Annotated in this window: 18 protein-coding genes and 1 riboswitch; of the genes, 11 read left to right on the forward strand and 7 right to left on the reverse strand. The window is 72.9% G+C overall.

Annotated elements, in window-relative coordinates:
- Positions 1-5: 5 nt before the first annotated feature.
- The 3 genes from ASH01_RS09805 to ASH01_RS09815 are packed head-to-tail and all read right to left on the reverse strand — an operon-like array spanning position 6 to position 2,830.
- A complete protein-coding gene (locus ASH01_RS09805) occupies positions 6-893 on the reverse strand; it encodes a DUF5926 family protein (protein ID WP_056774819.1) in 888 nt (295 codons plus the stop codon).
- A 28-nt stretch (positions 894-921) separates the two neighbouring features.
- Positions 922-2,376, reverse strand: a complete 1,455-nt coding sequence (locus tag ASH01_RS09810) for an LLM class flavin-dependent oxidoreductase (protein WP_056774822.1) — start codon at positions 2,374-2,376, stop codon at positions 922-924.
- A 19-nt stretch (positions 2,377-2,395) separates the two neighbouring features.
- Entirely contained in the window at positions 2,396-2,830 is a 435-nt protein-coding gene (locus ASH01_RS09815) for an ATP-binding protein (protein WP_056774825.1), read from the reverse strand.
- 396 nt (positions 2,831-3,226) lie between these two features.
- On the opposite strand from ASH01_RS09815, the gene ASH01_RS09820 reads away from it, so the two are divergent.
- Positions 3,227-3,937, forward strand: a complete 711-nt coding sequence (locus ASH01_RS09820) for a PadR family transcriptional regulator (RefSeq protein ID WP_056774827.1) — start codon at positions 3,227-3,229, stop codon at positions 3,935-3,937.
- A 39-nt stretch (positions 3,938-3,976) separates the two neighbouring features.
- Here the strand turns inward: ASH01_RS09820 and ASH01_RS09825 are convergent, their stop codons facing one another.
- On the reverse strand, positions 3,977-4,483 hold the full coding sequence (locus ASH01_RS09825; RefSeq protein ID WP_056774830.1) for a nitroreductase family deazaflavin-dependent oxidoreductase: 507 nt from the start codon (positions 4,481-4,483) through the stop codon (positions 3,977-3,979).
- Positions 4,484-4,539: 56 nt separating this feature from the next.
- On the opposite strand from ASH01_RS09825, the gene ASH01_RS09830 reads away from it, so the two are divergent.
- Together ASH01_RS09830 and cobF are read left to right on the forward strand one after the other, a co-directional pair.
- Positions 4,540-6,057, forward strand: a complete 1,518-nt coding sequence (locus tag ASH01_RS09830; RefSeq protein WP_056774833.1) for a cobyric acid synthase — start codon at positions 4,540-4,542, stop codon at positions 6,055-6,057.
- Complete coding sequence (cobF, locus tag ASH01_RS23615; protein ID WP_162263873.1) at positions 6,054-7,430, forward strand: precorrin-6A synthase (deacetylating); 1,377 nt, start codon at positions 6,054-6,056, stop codon at positions 7,428-7,430. The genes ASH01_RS09830 and cobF overlap by 4 nt, the downstream gene beginning before the upstream one ends.
- A gap of 4 nt (positions 7,431-7,434) precedes the next feature.
- Here cobF and ASH01_RS09840 read toward each other — a convergent pair whose 3' ends face one another.
- Complete coding sequence (locus ASH01_RS09840; protein ID WP_056774835.1) at positions 7,435-8,010, reverse strand: dienelactone hydrolase family protein; 576 nt, start codon at positions 8,008-8,010, stop codon at positions 7,435-7,437.
- A 61-nt stretch (positions 8,011-8,071) separates the two neighbouring features.
- Between ASH01_RS09840 and ASH01_RS09845 the strand changes: the two genes are divergently transcribed.
- The 4 genes from ASH01_RS09845 (at position 8,072) to ASH01_RS22945 (ending at position 9,791) form a co-directional block, all read left to right on the forward strand.
- Positions 8,072-8,662: a helix-turn-helix domain-containing protein gene (locus tag ASH01_RS09845; protein ID WP_056774838.1), complete on the forward strand. Its 591-nt coding sequence runs from the start codon at positions 8,072-8,074 to the stop codon at positions 8,660-8,662.
- Positions 8,659-9,030, forward strand: coding sequence for a VOC family protein (locus tag ASH01_RS09850; protein ID WP_056774842.1), 372 nt, complete (start codon positions 8,659-8,661; stop codon positions 9,028-9,030). Before ASH01_RS09845 ends, ASH01_RS09850 begins: the two co-directional genes overlap by 4 nt.
- A gap of 88 nt (positions 9,031-9,118) precedes the next feature.
- Positions 9,119-9,601: a DUF2510 domain-containing protein gene (locus ASH01_RS22465; RefSeq protein ID WP_082619639.1), complete on the forward strand. Its 483-nt coding sequence runs from the start codon at positions 9,119-9,121 to the stop codon at positions 9,599-9,601.
- Positions 9,602-9,650: 49 nt separating this feature from the next.
- A complete protein-coding gene (locus tag ASH01_RS22945; protein ID WP_156415514.1) occupies positions 9,651-9,791 on the forward strand; it encodes a hypothetical protein in 141 nt (46 codons plus the stop codon).
- Between the two features lie 42 nt (positions 9,792-9,833).
- On the opposite strand, the gene ASH01_RS09860 is transcribed toward ASH01_RS22945, so the two are convergent.
- Positions 9,834-10,295: a hypothetical protein gene (locus tag ASH01_RS09860; RefSeq protein WP_156415515.1), complete on the reverse strand. Its 462-nt coding sequence runs from the start codon at positions 10,293-10,295 to the stop codon at positions 9,834-9,836.
- Positions 10,296-10,352: 57 nt separating this feature from the next.
- Positions 10,353-14,006, reverse strand: coding sequence for a cobaltochelatase subunit CobN (gene cobN / locus ASH01_RS09865; RefSeq protein WP_056774852.1), 3,654 nt, complete (start codon positions 14,004-14,006; stop codon positions 10,353-10,355).
- Between the two features lie 43 nt (positions 14,007-14,049).
- Positions 14,050-14,192: riboswitch (cobalamin riboswitch) on the reverse strand.
- A 36-nt stretch (positions 14,193-14,228) separates the two neighbouring features.
- Here cobN and ASH01_RS09870 point away from each other — a divergent pair.
- Genes ASH01_RS09870 through ASH01_RS09885 form a run of 4 tightly spaced genes read left to right on the forward strand, consistent with a single transcriptional unit; the run spans position 14,229 to position 18,390 of the window.
- A complete protein-coding gene (locus ASH01_RS09870) occupies positions 14,229-15,008 on the forward strand; it encodes a GNAT family N-acetyltransferase (RefSeq protein ID WP_156415516.1) in 780 nt (259 codons plus the stop codon).
- Positions 15,009-15,062: 54 nt separating this feature from the next.
- Positions 15,063-16,205 carry a precorrin-3B synthase gene (locus tag ASH01_RS09875; protein WP_443081108.1) on the forward strand — a complete coding sequence of 381 codons (1,143 nt, stop codon included), beginning with the start codon at positions 15,063-15,065 and terminating at the stop codon, positions 16,203-16,205.
- Positions 16,196-16,864 carry a precorrin-8X methylmutase gene (locus tag ASH01_RS09880; RefSeq protein ID WP_056774858.1) on the forward strand — a complete coding sequence of 223 codons (669 nt, stop codon included), beginning with the start codon at positions 16,196-16,198 and terminating at the stop codon, positions 16,862-16,864. The genes ASH01_RS09875 and ASH01_RS09880 overlap by 10 nt, the downstream gene beginning before the upstream one ends.
- Positions 16,861-18,390 (forward strand): precorrin-2 C(20)-methyltransferase, encoded by a 1,530-nt coding sequence (locus ASH01_RS09885; RefSeq protein WP_056774860.1) that lies wholly within the window; start codon positions 16,861-16,863, stop codon positions 18,388-18,390. Before ASH01_RS09880 ends, ASH01_RS09885 begins: the two co-directional genes overlap by 4 nt.
- Positions 18,391-18,453: the final 63 nt, after the last annotated feature.

The raw sequence follows: 18,453 nt of genomic DNA on the forward strand, positions 1-18,453 counted from the left end.
TCTCCTCAGCGCAGGGTGACCTGGCGGTTGGTCAGCCCGGCCTTCGCGCCGCGCTCGGCCGCATTGAGCGGCTCGGTCGAGGCGGCCGCGGCGTCGATCTTCGTCTTCATGGCCGCGACGGCGTCCTCGAAGTCGGCGGCGGCTGAACCGGGGTCGACCTCCCACACCGGGATGAGCAGCCCGCTCGAGCGGAAGCAGCCGAGCAGGCGGCCGTCCTCGCCGAGGTGGCTCTCGCCGGCGGCGTGGAGGCGGGCCAGGGCGCCGGTCGCGGTGTCCTCGTCGAACGGCAGCACCCAACGCACGTAGGTGCGCTCGCCGATGCGGCACCAGAAGGCGGACGGCGCGGCGTCGAGCTTGACCGTCGGGATGGCCGACTCGTTGGCGCGGTCGAGCGACTCCTTGCCGTCGGCGTCGAGATCGGCGTCGGCAACCCAGAAGTCGAAGCCCTCGTGCAGCTCCATCTCGAAGGCCGCCTCGGTGTCGAGGATGTCCTGCAGGCGCGGGGTGTCGGCCATCGAGACCGGCAGCGTCGTCACGGGCGATCCGGCCTCGGCGACGGACGCGAGCGCGATCGCCTGGGCGATGTCGCGGCTCGTGTCGCCGCTCGCGTTGCCGGACTGGATGCCGACGAGCACCTCGCCGTTCTCGCGGTGCAGGCCCGGCCAGGCGAGGGGGAGCACGGTCGCGATCGTCACCTCGTCGGGTGCGTCCTCGGGCGCCTGGCCCTTTGCGAAGCGCACCGTGGCGGTCGCGGCCGGGACGATCTCGCGCATCGCGACCCAGTCGGTCTCGTTGGGAAGGCCCTCGAAGGGGCGCGCCACGAACGGGGCCGGAAGCGGACGTGCGGAACGGTCTGCGCGCTCGCTGCGCGGTCGACGTGATGCCTTACCCATGCGCGCCACCCTAGTGGCCGGGGCGGGGTCAGCCGAACGCGGTCGCGAGCGGGGCGAGGGCCAGCACGTCGTCGGGCCCGTCGAGCCCGACCGGAGCGACGAACGCGGTGGTGACCCCGAGGTCGGCGAGGCCCGCGAGACGGGGCGCGTGCTCCGCCGCCGTGCCGGCGTGGTGTCGCGCAGCGAAGGTCGCGGCGGCCGTGCGACCCCGGTGTCGCTCGACACGGGCCCAGACGTCGTCGCGGTCCCGGCCGACGAGCGGCAGGTCGAGCACCGTCGCGTGGACCGATGCCGGGTCCCGACCGGCCTGCCCCACGAGCGCGAGGTAGCGCACCACCTTGGCGAGACCGACCTCGTCGGAGGGCACGTTGCAGCCGTCGCCGAGCCGGGCCGCGATGCGCAGCGTCCGGTCGCCGCCGCCGCCCACGATGACCGGGATCTCGCCGACCGGCCTGGGGTACGACGTCGTCTCGGGCAGCGAGATCCGCTGTCCGGCATACGGTTTGGTGCCGGGTGCCCAGAGGGCCTTCATCGTCTCGATGCCCAGTTCCAGCGCGTCGAGTCGCGCTCGCGCAGAAGGGAACCCGAGGCCGTATGCCGCGTGCTCGCGCTCCCACCAGCCCGCGCCGACACCGACGAACGCCCTCCCACCCGTCAGCGCCGACAGTGTCGCCACCGCCTTGGCCGTGATGCCCGGGGCCCTGAAGGTGACGGGCGTGACGAGGGTGCCGAGCTGGAGTCGGGTCGTCGAGGCGGCGAGGGCGCCGAGGGTCACCCACGGCTCCGGGATCGGGTCCCACGCGCGGCCGACCTGAGGGATCTGGATGAGGTGGTCCATGAGGGCGAGGCCGGCGAGCCCGGCCTCCTCGGCCGCTGCGGCCATGTCGCGAAGCCAGACGAGCAGGTCACCCTCGGCCGGGAAGCGCGAGAGCTGGAGCACGACGCCGCGCAGGCCCGGCGGTGCCCCGGCCGATGCTGGAGGACGGGCAGGCTCGAGCGCGGGCCCGTCGGTGGACGACTGGTCCACGGCGACCCGCACGACCTGCCAGCCCTCGGCATCGAGCAGGTCGACCGTGGCTGCGACCGACGCGAGCTGGCTCGTGAGGACGCGGGCCGGGACCGGGCGGTCGCGGGCCGCGTTGCGCGCACGGCATACGCCCGCAGGGGTGTCGAGGACGACCGCGACGGCCGGGAGTCCCACGGCCCGAGCGGCGTCCCTCCACGCGCCGCGCCGGATGGCGTCGGTGCCGAGCGTGTCGACGACGGTCGTGAGTCGGCGACCGAGGCGGGCGGCGACAACCTGCTCGAGCAGCGCGAAGGCATCGGCCGAGGCGTCGAGGTCGTGCTCACCACTGCCGACGACGGCGCGCAGCGCGTCGGACGAGACGACCTCGGCGTCGCGGTAGCGCGAGGCCGCCCACGTCGACTTGCCCGAGCCGGAGGCGCCGACGAGGACGACGAGCGCCGGGTCGGGAAGGGACACGACGCGGGTTGCCCGAGGCTCAGTGCGAGCGGCGGCGCGAGGGACCGCCGAGCGAGGCCCAGACGGTGCGGCCGTGGGGCTCCTCGATGACGCCCCACTCGTGGGCGAGGGAGCGGACGATGCGCAGACCGCGGCCGCCCGGGGCCCACATCGTCGGGGGCGCGGGGCGTGGTGCGGTCGGACCGCCGCCGTCGGAGACCTCGACCTCGACGACGTTGTTCTTGACCTTCCAGTGAATCCGGATCGCACCGTCGGAGAGGGGTTTTGCGTGGCGGATGGCGTTGGCGACGAGCTCGCTGACGACGATCTCGGCCTCGTCGATGACCTGCGGCGAGACCTCACGGGCCAGGAGGTCCTCGACGAGCTCCTTGCGGATCCGAGGAGCCGCGGACGGCGCCCACTGGATGCGGACGGTGCGCTTCTCGCCCAGCGGAACGGCCGGGACGTTGCTCATGGATCTCCTCGCGATCGCGTTGGCTCGTCGGGCGTCCACATCGGTGTGGGACGCCGAGCCGCTCCCCTGTGTGCTCGCCACGTCAAGTCCTCCTCACGGGCGATTCGCATGCCCCCGTCGTTGAACGCTAACGAAACCTGCGCCGTACCTCAATGAAGTGCGAGTTTTTCCCGTGCCGCTGACCTGCCGATTCGTCCGTATCCAGACATCTAGCGAATGTCGTAGAGGGCTGGATACGGCGGAAGCCGCGGGCTCGCACTGCGGGGACTCTCGCACCCGCCCCGCCCTTACCCACCCGCGGACGTCTTGGACAGCTGCTTGCATCACGAACAGTCGCGATATATCGTCGACCTATCGCGACTGTTCGTGAGCCGCGTTCGTAGAAGGAGAACCACCATGCACGGACACCACCACCACCGACGCGAGTCCGGCTGGGACGGCAACTGGGGCGGCGGCTGGGGAGGCCAGGGCAACGGCCCCGGCTTCGGACCCGGCCGTGGCCCCTGGGGCGGTCCCGGAGGACCCGGCCCCGGCGGCCGTGGCCGCCCCGGCCCGCCCCCGTGGGTCGCCGACCTCGTCCGCCACTTCGGCGGACCCGGCTTCGGCCCCGAGTTCGGCGGACGCCGCGGACCCCGCGCCCGGCGCGGCGACGTCCGCGCCGCCATCCTCGACGTCCTCGCGGGCGACGAGATGAACGGCTACCAGCTCATCCAGCAGATCTCCGAGCGCACGAACGGTGCATGGAAGCCGAGCCCCGGCTCGGTCTACCCGACCGTCCAGCAGCTCGAGGACGAAGGCCTCGTCGAGGGCCGCGACGTCGAGGGCCGGCGACTGCTGCGCCTCACCGACGCGGGTCGCGCCTACGTCGAGGAGAACGCCGAGGAGATGGCCGCCACCTGGCGGCCCTTCGAGGAGTCGACCGAGGAGGACGCCCCCCGCCCCTCCGGCGGTGCCAACGACCTCATGCCGCTCGTCGGCCAGGTCATGGGCGGGATGTGGCAGGTCGTCACGACCGGCACCTCCCAACAGCGCGCGGAGGCGGCGGAGATCCTCACGGAGACCCGACGCAAGCTCTACCGCCTGCTCGCCGACGGCGACCCGGAGTAGGCCTGACAACCACCGGCCCCACCTGCACCCCGAGCGCGCTCAGTCGCGCTCGGGGTGCAGCACGAAGAAGCCGAGGTCGCGCCCACCCGCACGTTCCTCGTAGGCCGTGTAGCCGCGGTAGTACTCGAGCGCCGCCTCGCGCACGCGCTCCTTGTCGGGCCCCTGGACCTGCTCGGCCCTGACCCGGTGCACGACGCCGTCGACCTCGAGCGAGGCCTGCGGGTGCGCACGGAGGTTGAAGTACCACGCCGGCGGCCTCGCCGAGCCGTAGCGGGAGGCGATGACGCCCCACCCGTCCTCGAGCGGCGCGAGCATGAGCGGCACGGTGCGGGGCTGCCCGGACCGTGCACCCGTCGTCGTCAGCATCCCGACGGGGACGGCGGCGAGCCACTGGCTCGGCAACGTCCGGCCGGGCGCGAGCCGGTGGGCCAGCAGGTCGAGCCGGTGGAGCACGCGCTTCGAGACCCACGCACCCGGCCGGGAGGCGACGGCGGACCGCAGGGCGCGTTGGACCGGATTGGCGTCGTCGACCGGGCGCAGCTGCATGGGTGCAGCGTAGGACCGTCGGGTGGCGTTGGGGGGTCGTCCGGCAGGATGGTCGGGTGCCCACGCCCGCCGCTCCCTCCGGCCTCCTCGTCGCCGGGACGTCGTCCGACGCCGGCAAGTCCGTCATCGTCGCGGGACTGTGCCGCGCCCTCGTGCGCCGTGGCGTGCGGGTCGCCCCGTTCAAGGCGCAGAACATGTCGAACAACTCGATGGTCTGCCTCGACGGCGGTGAGATCGGCCGGGCGCAGTGGCTCCAGGCCGTCGCCGCCCGGGTCGAGCCGACCACGGCGATGAACCCCGTGCTGCTCAAGCCGGGCACCGACCGCCGGTCGTTCATCGTCGTGCGGGGCGAACCGGCCGGGACGCTCGAGGCGGGGCAGTATGCCGCCGGGCGCGCCCACCTGGCCGACGCCGCGTTCGCGGCCTACCGCGAGCTCGCCGACGCGTACGAGCTCGTCGTGTGCGAGGGCGCCGGCTCCCCCGCCGAGATCAACCTCCGCTCGGGCGACTACGTCAACATGGGACTGGCCCGCGAGTTCGGCCTGCCGGTCGTCGTCGTCGGTGACATCGACCGGGGTGGCATCCTCGCCTCGCTCTACGGCACGTGGGCGCTCCTCGACGAGGACGACCGGTCGCTGCTCAAGTCCTTCGTCATCAACAAGTTCCGCGGCGACGTGTCGGTGCTCGAGCCGGGGCTGGAGGCCATCACGGACCGCACCGGCGTGCCGTTCCACGGCGTCATCCCGTGGCTGCTCGACGTGTGGCTAGACAGCGAGGACACCCTCGAGGTCGGTCACTGGCGGGCCTCGACCGCCCTGTCCGCGACGTCTCGCGACCGGCTCAAGGTGGCGGTCCTCCGGCTCCCCCGCATCTCGAACGCCACCGACGTCGACGCCCTCGCCGCCGAGCCCGGCGTCGACGTCCTCGTGACGATCGACCCGGCCGTCGCCGAGGCTGCGGACCTGCTCGTCCTGCCCGGATCCCGTTCGACGGCAAGCGATCTCGAGTGGCTGCGCGAACGGGGACTCGCCGAGGTCGTCGACCGCCGCGTCGCGGCCGGACGTCCGGTTCTCGGCGTGTGCGGCGGCTACCAGATGCTCGGGCACGAGATCGAGGACGACGTCGAGGGCCGCGTCGGAGTCGTGCCCGGACTCGGGCACCTGCCCGTGCGGGTCGAGTTCGGCGAGTCGAAGGTGCTCGCGCGGCCCGAGGGGTGGTGGGGCCAGCACGCCGTGGACACCGCCTACGAGATCCACCACGGCATCGCGCGAAGGCTGCCCGACGGTCACCCTGCGACCGTGGAATCGCCTGCAGCGCAGGGCTTCCTCGACGGCTGGACCGTCGGCCGGGTGTGGGGCACGATGTGGCACGGCGCCTTCGAGAGCGACGACTTCCGTCGAGCCTGGCTCACGCAGGTCGCCCGCGCGGCAGGATCGGAGTGGCAGCCCCACGCCGACGCCCCGGGCTTCGCGGTGCGGCGCGAGCGGATGCTCGACACCCTCGCCGACGCCCTCGAGGAGCACGTCGACATCGACGCCCTCCTCTCCTTCACCCGGATGGGAGCCACGCCATGATCGAGCACATCCGTGTCATCGGGATCGGCATGGGCGACCCGGGGCACGTGACCGGCGAGGCGGCCCGCGCCCTGGCCACCGTCGACGTCTACCTCGTCGCCGACAAGGGCGACGCGAAGTCCGACCTCGTCGCCGCCCGGCAGGCCGTGTGCGACGCGCTCATCCCCGCCGAGCACGCCTACCGCGTCGTGGAGGTCACCGACCCGCGACGGGGGCCGGACGCCGAACGCGACGCGACGGCATACGACCGCGGGGTGCGCGACTGGCACGCGGCCCGCGTGGACGCGTACGCCGACGTCATCGACGGGCTCGACGACGGCGAGACGACGGTCGGCTTCCTCGTGTGGGGCGACCCGGCCTTCTACGACTCGACGATCCGGGTCGTCGGCGCGCTCGTCGAGCGCTACGCCGCAACGGGGTTCACCGTCGAGCACGACGTCATCGCCGGGATCAGCGCGCCGCAGCTGCTCGCCGCGCGGCACCGCATCCCGCTCAACCGGATCGGCGCGCCGATCCACATCACGACCGGCCGACGGCTGCTCGACGAGTACGACCCCTCGCTCGGTGATGTCGTCGTCATGCTCGACGGGCACCTCGCGTGCGGCGAGCTCGCCGGCGCCTTCCCCGACCTCGAGCTCTGGTGGGGTGCCTACCTCGGCACGCCCGACGAGCTGCTCGTGCACGGACGTCTCGCCGACGTCGTCGGCGAGGTGCGGCGCCTGCGCGCCGAGGCCCGCGAGCGCCACGGCTGGGTCATGGACACCTACCTGCTCCGGCCGCCGGCGGACGCGCCCACCGGCCCCCGCCCGAGCCCCTTCCCGCAGACGGAGCCGCTGACCGACGGAGTCGTCACGCTGCGGCCGATGACCGCTGCCGACTGGGAGACGGTGCGGGACGAGCACAACAACGAGGAGTCGCTGCGCTGGGACTTCGCGGGCCAGCCGCTGACCGACGACGAGGCGCGCCGCCGGGCGGCCTCGGCCACGCTCGAGTGGCGCCGCGGGCGGGCGGCGCGATTCGTCGTCGTCGACGCCGCCTCCGGTGAGGGTGCGGGCGTCATCGGCGTCCTGCGGATGGGACCGCCCGGCACCGGGCTCATCGGCTACGGCGTGCTCCCGGCCTTCCGGGGGCGCGGGTTCACGACCCGGGCCCTGCGACTCGTGTCGCGGTGGGCGCTCGAGGAGACAGGGCTCGCCCGGCTCGAGCTCGGCCACAAGGTGGGCAACGAGGCTTCGGGCCGGGTGGCCGCCAAGGCGGGCTTCCGGGCCGAGGGCCGGCTCAGCGGCCGTCTGCCCAACCCGGACGGCACCCGCTCCGACGAGATCTACTACTCCCTGACCCGCGAGGCCTTGAGGCCAGAGGCCCCGGCCTGAACCTTCAGACCCGGGCGAGGAAGTCGAGGACGCGCTGCTGCACGAGCGCGGCGGCCTCGGGGTCGTAGGCCGTCGTGCTCGCGTCGGCGAAGAGGTGCCCGCACCCGGCATACGTGAAGAGCTCCCCGTCCTCGGCGGCGGCGACGACGGCGCGGGCCGCGTCGACGTCACCCTCGTCCATGAAGAACTCGTCGGCCTCGCCGCCGTGGATCTGCACGGGGACGCCTGCGGGCCAGTCGGGGGCGAACTCGCCGAGCGGGATGGCCGAGTCGAGCAGGACGGCGCCGCGCGCGCCCGGCCGGGTCTGGGCGAGCCGCTGCGCCGCCATGACGCCGAGCGAGAAGCCGGCACAGACGAGGTCGTCGGGGAGACCATCGGCCGCAGCGACCCCCTGCTCCTGAAGGGTGCCGAAGCCGATCGAGCGGGCCTTGGCCATCCCTTCGTCGAGGGTCGCGAAGCTCTCGCCGCCGTAGAGGTCGGGCGTGTGGACCGTGTGGCCCGCGGCGCGGAGGGCGTCGGCGAAGGCGAGGAAGCCCGGGGTCTGGCCCTGGGCGTGGTGGAGGAGGAGGACGTCGGCCATGCTTGCTCCTGTGCTCGATGGTTTCCCTGCTGTTGATCCAACAATCTAGACTGATCCAACAATGTCGATCAATAGCCCGCTTCCCGACTACGAGCTCCCCGACGCGGTGGAGCTGACGACGCCTGCCCAGCTGCGCGCCATCGCCGATCCGCTCCGCTCGTCCCTCCTCGACCTCGTGCTCGAGCGGGCGGCCACCGTGGCCGAGCTGGCCGCCGCCGTCGGCCGGCCCAGGAGCACCGTCGCGCACCACGTCGGCGTGCTCGTCGACGCCGGCATGCTGCGGGTCGTCCGGACCCGACGGGTGCGCGCCATCGACGAGCGCTTCTACGGTCGCACCGGCCGCACCATCACCATCGGCGTGTCCCGCCACCCCGGCGACCCGACGGTCCCCGTGTGCGTCAACGGGCTCTCGGTCGCCGCGGCCGAGTCGGTCCCGGCCCACGAGGACGACACGCTCTACTCGACGCTCCGGCACGTCCGGATCCCCAGGGAGAGCGCGTCGGAGTTCTGGCGCCGCGTCGAGGGGCTCGTGCGCGAGTTCACCGCACTGCCGCGCTCCGGCGACACCGTCTACGGGCTCGCCGTCGGCCTCTACCCCACCGACCAGCCCGTCCTGCCCGAGGCCGAGCCTGCCGACGAGGAGGCACCATGACCGCCGACCCAGCCCCTCTTCGCGTCAGCGCCGTCTCGCTCGACTGCGCCGACCATGCCGCGCTCGCGACCTTCTACGCGGAGCTCTTCGACGGCACGGTGCTCTGGTCGCACGACCACGCGTCGGCTGTCGACGTGGGCGGCCTGGTCCTCGTCGCGCAGGGGGTCGAGGACCATCGCGAGCCGACGTGGCCAGACCACTCGATCGTGCACCTCGACGTCACGGTCGACGCCGACGACCTCCACGCCCAGACCGAGCGCGCCCGCGGACTGGGCGCGCGCCTCGTGGACCCGCAGCCCGACGCCCGCTGGCGCGTGCTGCTCGACCCTGCCGGCCATCCCTTCTGCCTGACGCCCTTCGCTCCCTGAGAAAACGTCCGGACGTGGCCGCGTCCCGACATACGCTCTGGAGGTCAGGACATTGACGAGGCCGACGAGGCTGAGGAGGAGCTCGATCATGAACGAAGGACCTTCGGCTCCTCCCGGCTGGTACCCGGCCGGTGAGGGCGAGCGCTACTGGGACGGGCGCGCGTGGACAGCGCACACCCGGCCCCCGATGGCCCCACCGGTGGCCGCGACGGACGCCCACGGGCTGCCGCACCGTGTGGCGGACGCGCCCTGGGGACAGGCCGGCTGGCCGCCGCCGACGCCCTCCCCCGGCCCTCCCGGGATGGTCGGCACCTCGGTCTACTACGCCCAGGTGGCACCGAAGAGCCCGGCGCTCTCCGTGCTCGCGTCGTTCTTCCTGCCGGGCCTCGGCAGCATGATCAACGGCGACGTGGCCAAGGGCGTCGGGATCCTCATCGGCTACCTCATCAGCTGCGTGCTCGTCATCGTCCTCATCGGGATCGTCGGCGTCTTCGGCTTCTGGGTGTGGGGCATGGTCGACGCGGCTGCGGGCGCGAGGCGCTGGAACGCGCGCCACGGGATCCTCAGCTAGTTCCGGTCGATCCGGTCCCGGGGCGAAGGGATCGGAGGAGACTCGGAGGATGGCGCGGCGAAATCTCAAGTGCCTCATCCTCGGCCACCGCTACACGCGCATGAAGCTGAGGGGTCGCACGATCCTGACCTGCAAGCGGTGCGGCGACGTCGACGTCGTCGAGCACGACATGCGCGGCCTGCAGTTCTGAGACCTGACGGGCCGGGGCGAACCACGACCCGAGGGCAGTGCGTCAGAGCGGGTCGATCCGCCCGAGGACGCAGGAGTCGTAGAGCCAGGTCGTCCCGAACGTCGCCGCACACCGCGACGCCCTGACGTCCGCGCCACCCGGCCTACCGATGACCGGCTCGAACACCTGTGGCGACACGTCGAGCGGTTCGACCGACCCGTTGGGGCGCAGCACGTCGAACGTCGCCGAGCGACCGGAAGCGAGGTTGGCGATCGCGTTGCGGCACGGGACCGAGGCGGGTTTGGCGATGACGGAGAGGAAGTCGCCGACGGCGCGGGTGCGCGAGTACTCCTGCAGCCCCGAGGCGAGGGCACTCATGGTCAGCTCGCAGGCCTGGTCGGTCGCGGCGTCCCCGCCGCCACCGCCACTGTCGTCGTCCCCACAGCCGGCCAGCCCGGCCATCATGACGACGGTTGCGGCTGCCGCGAGGCCACGCACCGCCCGACCTCCCGATCGACCGACCATGCCCCACGGTAGGACCCGGGGCGCCGCCGCGTCCCCGCAACGAGACGAGCGCGCGGCTCAGTCCTCGAGGTCGCCCTCGACGTCGAGGTAGACCTGCTGGAGGTCCGCCATCAGCCGGGGGTCCGGCTCCTTCCAGAGGCCGCGGTCGACGGCCTCGTGGAGCCGCTCGATCATGCCGTGCAGCGCCCACGGGTTGGCGTGCTGGAGGAAGTCGCGGTTCTCCTTGTCGAGCACGTAGGTCTGGGCGAGCTGCTCGTACATCCAGTCCGTCACGACACCGGCCGTCGCGTCGAAGCCGTAGAGGTAGTCGACGGTCGCCGCGAGCTCGAAGGCGCCCTTGTAGCCGTGCCGCCGCATCGCCGCGATCCAGCGCGGGTTGACGACGCGCGCCCGGAAGACGCGCGCCGTCTCCTCCGTGAGGCTGCGCGTGCGCACCGCGTCCGGCGTCGTGGAGTCGCCGACGTACGCCTTGGGCTCGCGACCGGTGAGCGCGCGGACCGTCGCGACCATGCCGCCGTGGTACTGGAAGTAGTCGTCGCTGTCGGCGATGTCGTGCTCGCGCGTGTCGATGTTCTTCGCGGCGACGTCCATCCGCGCGTAGGTGCGCTCCATGTCGGCCCGAGCAGGTATGCCGTCCAGCTCGCGCCCGTACGCGAAGCCGCCCCACGTCGCGTAGACCTCCGCGAGGTCGGCGTCCGAGCGCCAGTTGCCCGACTCGATGAGCGGGAGGATGCCGGCGCCGTAGGAGCCGGGCTTGCTGCCGAAGATCCGGGTCGTGGCGCGGCGGGCGTCACCGTGCTCGGCGAGGTCGCCGGCGACGTGGGCCCGGAGGTAGTTGTCGTCGGGGGACTCGGCGAGGTCGGCCACGAGCTGCACGGCGTCGTCGAGCATGGTGATGACGTGCGGGAAGGCGTCCCGGAAGAAGCCGGAGATGCGGACCGTGACGTCGATGCGCGGCCGGCCGAGCTCGGCGAGCGGGATGGCGTCGAGCCCGACGACCCGGCGCGACATCTCGTCCCACCGGGGGCGCACGCCGAGGAGCGCCAGCACCTCGGCGATGTCGTCGCCCGACGTGCGCATCGCCGACGTGCCCCACACCGAGAGACCGACCGACCGTGGCCACTCGCCGGTGTCGGCTCGGTGCCGGGCGAGCAGGTCGTCGGCGAGGCGCTGTCCGGTCTCCCAGGCGAGTCGGCTCGGGATCGCCTTCGGGTCGACGGAGTAGAAGTTGCGGCCGGTCGGCAGCACGTTGACGAGGCCGCGCAGAGGCGACCCCGACGGCCCGGCCGGGACGTAGCCGCCGTCGAGCGCATGGAGCACCGCGTCGATCTCGCCCGTCGTCGCCCGCAAGCGCGGGACGACCTCGCGGCACGCGAAGGCCAGCGAACGGCATACGCCATCGGTGTCGACCTGCGGGTCGGCGCCCAGCCGGTCGCGCACGATGCCTGGCACCGCGGCTTCGTCCCAGTCGGCCTCGGCGAGAGCGGCGACGAGTGCGCTCGCCTGCTCCTCGGCGTCGTCGACGGACGAGCGCTCGGAGTGCCCCTCACTCACCCCGAGCGCCGTCCGAAGTCCCGGCACCGCGCCCACGGCACCGGCGAAGACCTGGTTGGCCCGCAGGATCGCGAGCACGAGGTTGGCGAGGCCCTCCCCCGTGGGGGCCTCGCCAAGAACATGGAGCCCGTCCCTGATCTGGACGTCCTTGACCTCGCAGAGCCAGCCGTCGACGTGCATGACGAACTCGTCGAAGGCATCGTCGTCGGGCCGGTCCGTCAGGCCCAGGTCGTGGTGCATCTGAGCGGACTGGATGAGCGTCCAGATCTCGGCGCGCAGGGCCGGCGCCTTGGCCGGGTCCATGACGGAGACGTTGCCGTACTCGTCGAGCAGCTGCTCGAGTCGGGCGATGTCGCCGTAGGACTCGGCGCGGGCCATCGGGGGCACGAGGTGGTCGACGATCGTCGCGTGGGCGCGGCGCTTGGCCTGGCTGCCCTCTCCGGGGTCGTTGACGAGGAAGGGGTAGACGAGCGGGATCGACCCGATCGTCGCGTCGGGCCCGCACGCCGCGGAGAGCGCGAGGTTCTTGCCGGGCAGCCACTCGAGGTTGCCGTGCTTGCCCATGTGGACGACGGCGTGAGCGCCGAACTCCCTTGCGAGCCAGTCGTAGACGGCGAGGTAGTGGTGCGTCGGCGGCAGGTCGGGGTCGTGGTAGATCGCGATGGGGTTCTCGCCGAAGCCGCGCGGCGGCTGGACGAGGACGACGACGTTGCCGGCTCGGATGCTCGCCGCGACGAGCTCGCCCTCGGGGTCCGCGTGGCGGTCGACAAAGACCTCGCCGGGCGCGTCGCCCCAGTGCTTCGTGACGGCGTCGCGCAGCCCCGCCCGGAGGGCGTCGAAGTGCTCGCGGTAGCGGGCAGCCGGGATGCGCACCGGCTGGCCGCTCAGCTGCTCCTGCGTCAGCCAGTCCTCGTCCTGGCCACCAGCCTCGATGAGGGCGTGGATGAGCGCGTTGCCCGCGGTCGTGTCGGGCGACTCGCCGTCGACCGGCTCGAGCGGCCCGGTGCCGGGGATCTCGCCCGGCTCGCCGAGGTCGTAGCCGGCGTCGCGCATCGCCCGCAGCAGCCGGATGATCGAGACCGGCGTGTCGAGACCGACGGCGTTGCCGATGCGCGAGTGCTTGGACGGGTAGGCCGACAGGACGATCGCGATCCTGCGCTCGGCCGGCGGGGTGTGGCGCAGGCGGGCGTGGTTGACGGCGAGCGTGGCGAGACGCGCGCAGCGCTCGGGGTCGGGCACGTAGTGCGGCAGGCCGTCGGCGTCGGTCTCCTTGAAGGAGAAGACCCCTCCGATGATGCGGCCGTCGAACTCGGGCACGGCGACCTGCGTCGCGACGTCGAGCGGGCTCATCCCGTCGTCGCTCGCGTCCCACTGGTCGCGGCTCCACGTCAGGCAGAGGCCCTGGATGATCGGGACGTCGAGGGCGGCCAGCGCCTGCACGTCCCACGCCTCGTCGTCCTCGCCGGCGCTCGCCGTGCCCGGCTTGGTGCCGCCCGCTGCGAGCACCGTCGTCACGAGGACGTCGTATGCCGTGAGGTGCTCGAGCAGGTCGGCGGGGGCGTCGCGCAGCGAGGAGACGTGGACCGGCACGCCGACACCGCCGCCCGCGTCGACGGCGTCGGCGAGGGCGTGGACGTAGGCGGTGTTCTCGGCGGCGAACTGGGCCCGGTAGAAGAGGATCCCGACTCGAGGACGGGGGTGGCCGTCGACCGCAGGCCCGGGCTCCGGGCGGTCGAGCACGCCCCATGTCGGCAGGGCCACGGGCGGCTCGAAACCCTCCCCCGTCATGAGGAGCGTGTCGCCGAGGAAGGCGTGCAGCTCCCGGAGGTTGGCGGCACCGCCCTCGGCGAGGTAGCGGTGCGCCTCGGCGACGACGCCGGGCGCGACCGTCGAGAGCTCCATGAGGGCGGCGTGCGGGGTCTGCTCGCCGCCGAGCACGACCATCGGCGTGCCCGTGCTCCGGATCCGGCGGAAGCCCGCGCAGAGGTCCTGGGGACCGCCGAGGATGCGGGCCACGACGATGTCGGCAGCCTCGATGGCCTCGGCCATGGACGTGTGACCGGGACGGGAGGGGTTGGCGACCAGGTAGTCGGCACCGCTCCCGCGGGCACACAGCAGGTCGGTGTCAGACGTCGAGAGCAGCGCGATGCGCGTCACTGGAACTCCTCGGCGGGGTGTCCACGCCCCGCGGTCGAAAGGAAAGAGAAGCGCTGCCGGCAGTTCCTGACTCACCGCCTCCCTCACGGGTGGCGACTCACAGTGGCGGGACCGTCCCGGATTCTCACCGGGTTCCTGGATCGACGACGCTGGCCCCACCATAGCCCGTGGGCGACGCGCATTTCCCTGCGGACCGCATCGCGCCCCGGCTACGGTGCGACCGTGAGCGCTCACGGCGATCCACGAGTCACCGCAGTGGAGGAGAACCTCATCGCCCAGTTCCGGCTCCTGGCCGGCACCGAGCACGTCGAGGCCCTCCCCGACGACGATGTCGTCGCGTTCACCCGCGATCTCGCGTTCCCGCTCTTCAACGCGATCTGCGGAGCACGGTTCGCTGCGGGTTCGGAGGCGCGGCGCACCGCCGAGCTCGTGGACGGTTACGTGGCCCGAGGGCTGCCCTTCCTGTGGTGGGCGACCCCGTCGACGATGACGCCCGAGATGGACGCCGTGCTGCGCGAGCGGGGCATCGACCCGCGCCCCGAGCCCGGCATGCACGTCCGGCTCGCCGGACCGGTCGACGCACGCCTGCGGGCGGGTGTCGACATCTCGCTCAGCCCGGTGACCGAGGAGCTCGTGGCCGTGATGGCCTCCGGTTTCGGCTTCCCCGACTTCGTCGTCGAACCGCTGCGACTGGCACTGGCCGACTTCGGCCCCGACGTGCTCTTCCACGTCGTCGCACGGGTCGGTGGGGAGGCCGTGAGCACCGGGTCGGTCTTCGTCACCGGGCGGACGGCAGGGGTCTACAACATCGCCACCGTCGAGCCGGCCAGGCGACAAGGCCTGGGGTATGCCGTCACAGCCACCCTGATGAACCTCGCGCAACGCCGCGGATGCACCGAAGCGGTCCTCATGGCGTCCGAGATGGGTCGGCCCACGTACGAGCGACTCGGTTTCGTCGAGGTGTGCCAGACCCCCCAGTACATGTGGGTGCCGAGCCCCTGACACCGGGCCGGTGCCCGAGACGGCCGTCTTGACCTCGCCGGGCTCGGGCCTAGCATGTGCCGCGTGACCGCCCCGTCGAGCCGAGAGCGCCGGGCAGGCGATGCCTGTCCCGGTGTCAGCCGACCCTTCGTCGCGGTCGACGGCTCGATCGTGCGGCTCCGTCCTGCCGGCCAGCCGGTGCGCATCGAGGTCCTGTCCGATCTCATGGATGTCATTGCCGGACAGCAGGATCCGGCGATCCAACTGACGTCTCGGGGCGCCCTGCAGCTGCGGGGGCTCTCCGACCCGCTGACGCCGCGGATCCGCGACGCGATCCGGGCGACGGGACTCGTCCCCTCGGCGACCCACGAGCTCGTCCGCAACATCGTCGCCTCGCCGCTCTCCGGTCTCGACGGCGCCGGGCACTGCGACCTGCGTCCCGTGACCCGCGCCCTCGACGCCGCGCTCCGCACCGATCCCGACCTCTCCCGCCTCGGCGGCCGCTTCCTCCTCGTCCTCGACGACGGGCGTGGCGACGTCGTGGGCGAGTCCTTCGACCTCGGCCTGTTCGCGACCGGTCCCGCTCGCTGCGTCGTGCTGGCTGGCGGCATCGACCGCGGCTGGGAGGTGCCGCTGGCGGCCGCAGTTCCGCGGCTGGTCGCCCTCGCCCGTCAGTTCGTGCAAGCGACCAGCGGCGACGAATCCGTCTGGCACGTCAGCGAGCTCGCGGTGCCGCTCGGACCCGAGCCGACGGCCGAGCTCGACCTGCCACGTCAGCCGGAGCGCCCGCTCGGCGCCGTCGGCGACCACGCCGTCGTGGCGGTGCCGCTCGGCCTGCTCCGACCCGACCACGTTGCCGCGCTCGCCGGGGTCACGGACCGCGTCCTCGTGACTCCGTGGCGCTCGCTCGTCATCGAGAAGGCCGCCGCAGCACTGCCCGAGCTCGAGGCAGCGGGCCTGGTGACCCACGCCGGCTCACCCTGGACCCGGCTGCACGCCTGCACCGGCCTCCCGGGCTGTGCCCGGTCCGCTCTCGACACCCGAGCCCTGGCCCGCGACCTCGCCCCGGTCCTGCCGGGCGGCCACCTCCCCGTGCACGTCAGCGGGTGCGAGCGTCGGTGCGGAACGCCCGCGACGGCATACGTCGACGTGGTGGCCCCACGGTCCGCCGAGCAAGCCTTGTCCACCATCGCCGAGCAGGAGTCCTCATGGACGTGACCACCGAGACACGGCAGGCGCCGACGCGCCGCTACGACTACGTCACGGACGGGGCGGAGATCTATCGCCGGTCGTTCGCGACGATCCGGACGGAGGCCCGGCTCGACCACCTTCCCGAGGACGCCCGAGTCGTGGCCGTCCGCATGGTGCACGCCAGCGGCGACGTCGACCTCACCGAGCACATCGCCGTGCACCCCCGGCTCGTCGCGGCCGCGCGGACCGCGTTGCGGTCCGGTGCGCCCATCCTCACCGATGCGCACATGATCGCCTCCGGCATCACCCGGGCCCGGCTCCCCCGCGACAACGAGGTCGTCTGCACGCTGCGCGACGAGCGGGTTCCGGCTCTCGCACGGGCCTGGGGCACGACGCGATCCGCGGCGGCCGTCTCGCTGTGGGGCGACCGGGTCGACGGCGCCGTGGTCGCGATCGGCAACGCGCCCACGGCGCTCTTCCACCTCCTCGAGACGATCGCCGACGGGGGCCCGCGCCCGGCCGCCATCATCGGCATCCCCGTCGGCTTCATCGGCTCCGCGGAGTCGAAGCTCGCCCTGGCCGACAACCCCTTCGACATCCCGTGGCTCGTGGTGCACGGTCGGCGCGGTGGCTCAGCCCTCGCGGCCTCTGCCGTCAACGCCCTGGCCCGCGAGGAGGAGCTGTGACCGGCTGGCTCCGCGGCGTCGGCGTCGGGCCGGGTGACCCCGAGCTCGTCACGGTCAAGGCCGCGCGGCTCATCGGTGAGGCCGACGTCGTCGCCTTCCACAGCGGGCCGCGGGGCGACTCGATCGCCCGACGCATCGCCGCCTCGTACTTCCGTGACGGAGTCGTCGAGGAGCTGCTCGTCTACCCCGTCACCACCGGCGCGACGGACCACCCGCTCGGCTACCACGGCCTCATGGCCGACTTCTACGACGAGTCGGCCGATCGCCTTGCCGCACATCTGGACTCGGGCCGCAACGTCGTCGTCCTCGCCGAGGGGGACCCGCTCTTCTACGGCACCTACATGTACCTCCACGACCGTCTCGCCGACCGCTACGACACCGCGGTCGTCCCGGGTGTCACGTCGGTCAGCGGGTCGGCGGCCGCCGTCGCCACCGGCCTCTGCCGACACGAGGACGTGCTGACGATCCTGCCCGGGACGCTGCCGGTGCCGGAGCTCGCGCGCCGGCTCGCCGACACCGAGGCTGCCGTCGTGATGAAGCTCGGCCGCACCTTCGAGAACGTCCGCGAGGCCCTGCGACAGGCCGGACGGCTCGACGAGGCGCGCTACGTCGAGCGGGCCAGCTCGGATGCCGAGCGGGTGCTCCCCGTCGCCGAGGTCGACGCCTCGACCGTGCCGTACATGTCGATGGTCGTCGTCCCCGGTCGCGACCTGCGGGCTGACGCGGCCGGGCGTGCGGCATCCTCAGGCACGAGCGATCCGGCTGTCCCGCAAGAAGGTCCGGAGGACGACGTCCAGGGCGAGGTCGTCGTCATCGGCCTCGGCCCCGGACCCGACCGCTGGCTCACCCCGGAGGCGTCGGCCGCGCTCGCCGACGTCGGTCACGTCGTCGGCTACGCGCCCTACGTCAACCGGGTCCCGCAGCGCGAGGGCCTCACCCGTCACGCCTCCGGCAACACGGTCGAGGTGGACCGCGCCCGGGACGCCCTCGAGCTGGCCCGCAAGGGCGAGCGGGTCGCGGTCGTCTCCGGTGGCGACGCCGGAGTCTTCGGCATGGCATCGGCGGTCTTCGAGGCGGCCGAGATGCACGGCTACACCGACGTGCCGGTGCGAGTGCTGCCCGGAGTCACTGCGGCCCAGGCCGTGGCGGCTCGCGCCGGCGCACCGCTGGGCGGCGACTTCGCCATCATGTCGCTCTCCGACCGGCTCAAGCCGTGGCACGTCATCGAGAGGCGCCTGCGGGCCGCCGCGTCGGCCGACCTCGTCGTCGCTCTCTACAACCCCGCCTCACGCAGCCGGACCGAGCAGGTGGCCCGCGCCCGCGAGGTCTTCCTCGAGGAACGCGACCCAGCCACCGTCGTCGTCGTGGGTCGCGACGTCGGCCGAGCCGAGGAGTCCCTCACGGTGACGACCCTCGCCGACCTCGACCCGGCGACGATCGACATGAAGTGCCTCGTCATCGTCTGCGCGTCCGGCACCCGCGTCACCGGCGTCGGCCAGGTGTGGACGCCCCGCTACGTCCACTGACGCTCGCGGGCGACCGCTCTGACCACGGCCCGGAGACGCGTGCGAACACTCCGTGGGCTCCCC

The organism is Terrabacter sp. Soil811 (assembly GCF_001429655.1).
Taxonomy (GTDB): domain Bacteria; phylum Actinomycetota; class Actinomycetes; order Actinomycetales; family Dermatophilaceae; genus Terrabacter.

What these genes read in the sequence shown, in the direction of transcription:
- ASH01_RS09825 (WP_056774830.1), bottom strand. Translation starts at nt 4,483, where the DNA reads ATGCAGCTGCGCCCGGTCGACGACGCCAATCCGGTCCAACGCGCCCTG.
- ASH01_RS22465 (WP_082619639.1), top strand. Translation starts at nt 9,119, where the DNA reads ATGAACGAAGGACCTTCGGCTCCTCCCGGCTGGTACCCGGCCGGTGAG.
- ASH01_RS09860 (WP_156415515.1), bottom strand. Translation starts at nt 10,295, where the DNA reads ATGGTCGGTCGATCGGGAGGTCGGGCGGTGCGTGGCCTCGCGGCAGCC.
- cobF (WP_162263873.1), top strand. Translation starts at nt 6,054, where the DNA reads ATGATCGAGCACATCCGTGTCATCGGGATCGGCATGGGCGACCCGGGG.
- ASH01_RS09805 (WP_056774819.1), bottom strand. Translation starts at nt 893, where the DNA reads ATGGGTAAGGCATCACGTCGACCGCGCAGCGAGCGCGCAGACCGTTCC.
- ASH01_RS09845 (WP_056774838.1), top strand. Translation starts at nt 8,072, where the DNA reads ATGTCGATCAATAGCCCGCTTCCCGACTACGAGCTCCCCGACGCGGTG.
- ASH01_RS22945 (WP_156415514.1), top strand. Translation starts at nt 9,651, where the DNA reads ATGGCGCGGCGAAATCTCAAGTGCCTCATCCTCGGCCACCGCTACACG.
- ASH01_RS09820 (WP_056774827.1), top strand. Translation starts at nt 3,227, where the DNA reads ATGCACGGACACCACCACCACCGACGCGAGTCCGGCTGGGACGGCAAC.
- ASH01_RS09875 (WP_443081108.1), top strand. Translation starts at nt 15,063, where the DNA reads ATGTGCCGCGTGACCGCCCCGTCGAGCCGAGAGCGCCGGGCAGGCGAT.
- ASH01_RS09880 (WP_056774858.1), top strand. Translation starts at nt 16,196, where the DNA reads ATGGACGTGACCACCGAGACACGGCAGGCGCCGACGCGCCGCTACGAC.
- ASH01_RS09840 (WP_056774835.1), bottom strand. Translation starts at nt 8,010, where the DNA reads ATGGCCGACGTCCTCCTCCTCCACCACGCCCAGGGCCAGACCCCGGGC.
- ASH01_RS09850 (WP_056774842.1), top strand. Translation starts at nt 8,659, where the DNA reads ATGACCGCCGACCCAGCCCCTCTTCGCGTCAGCGCCGTCTCGCTCGAC.
- ASH01_RS09815 (WP_056774825.1), bottom strand. Translation starts at nt 2,830, where the DNA reads ATGAGCAACGTCCCGGCCGTTCCGCTGGGCGAGAAGCGCACCGTCCGC.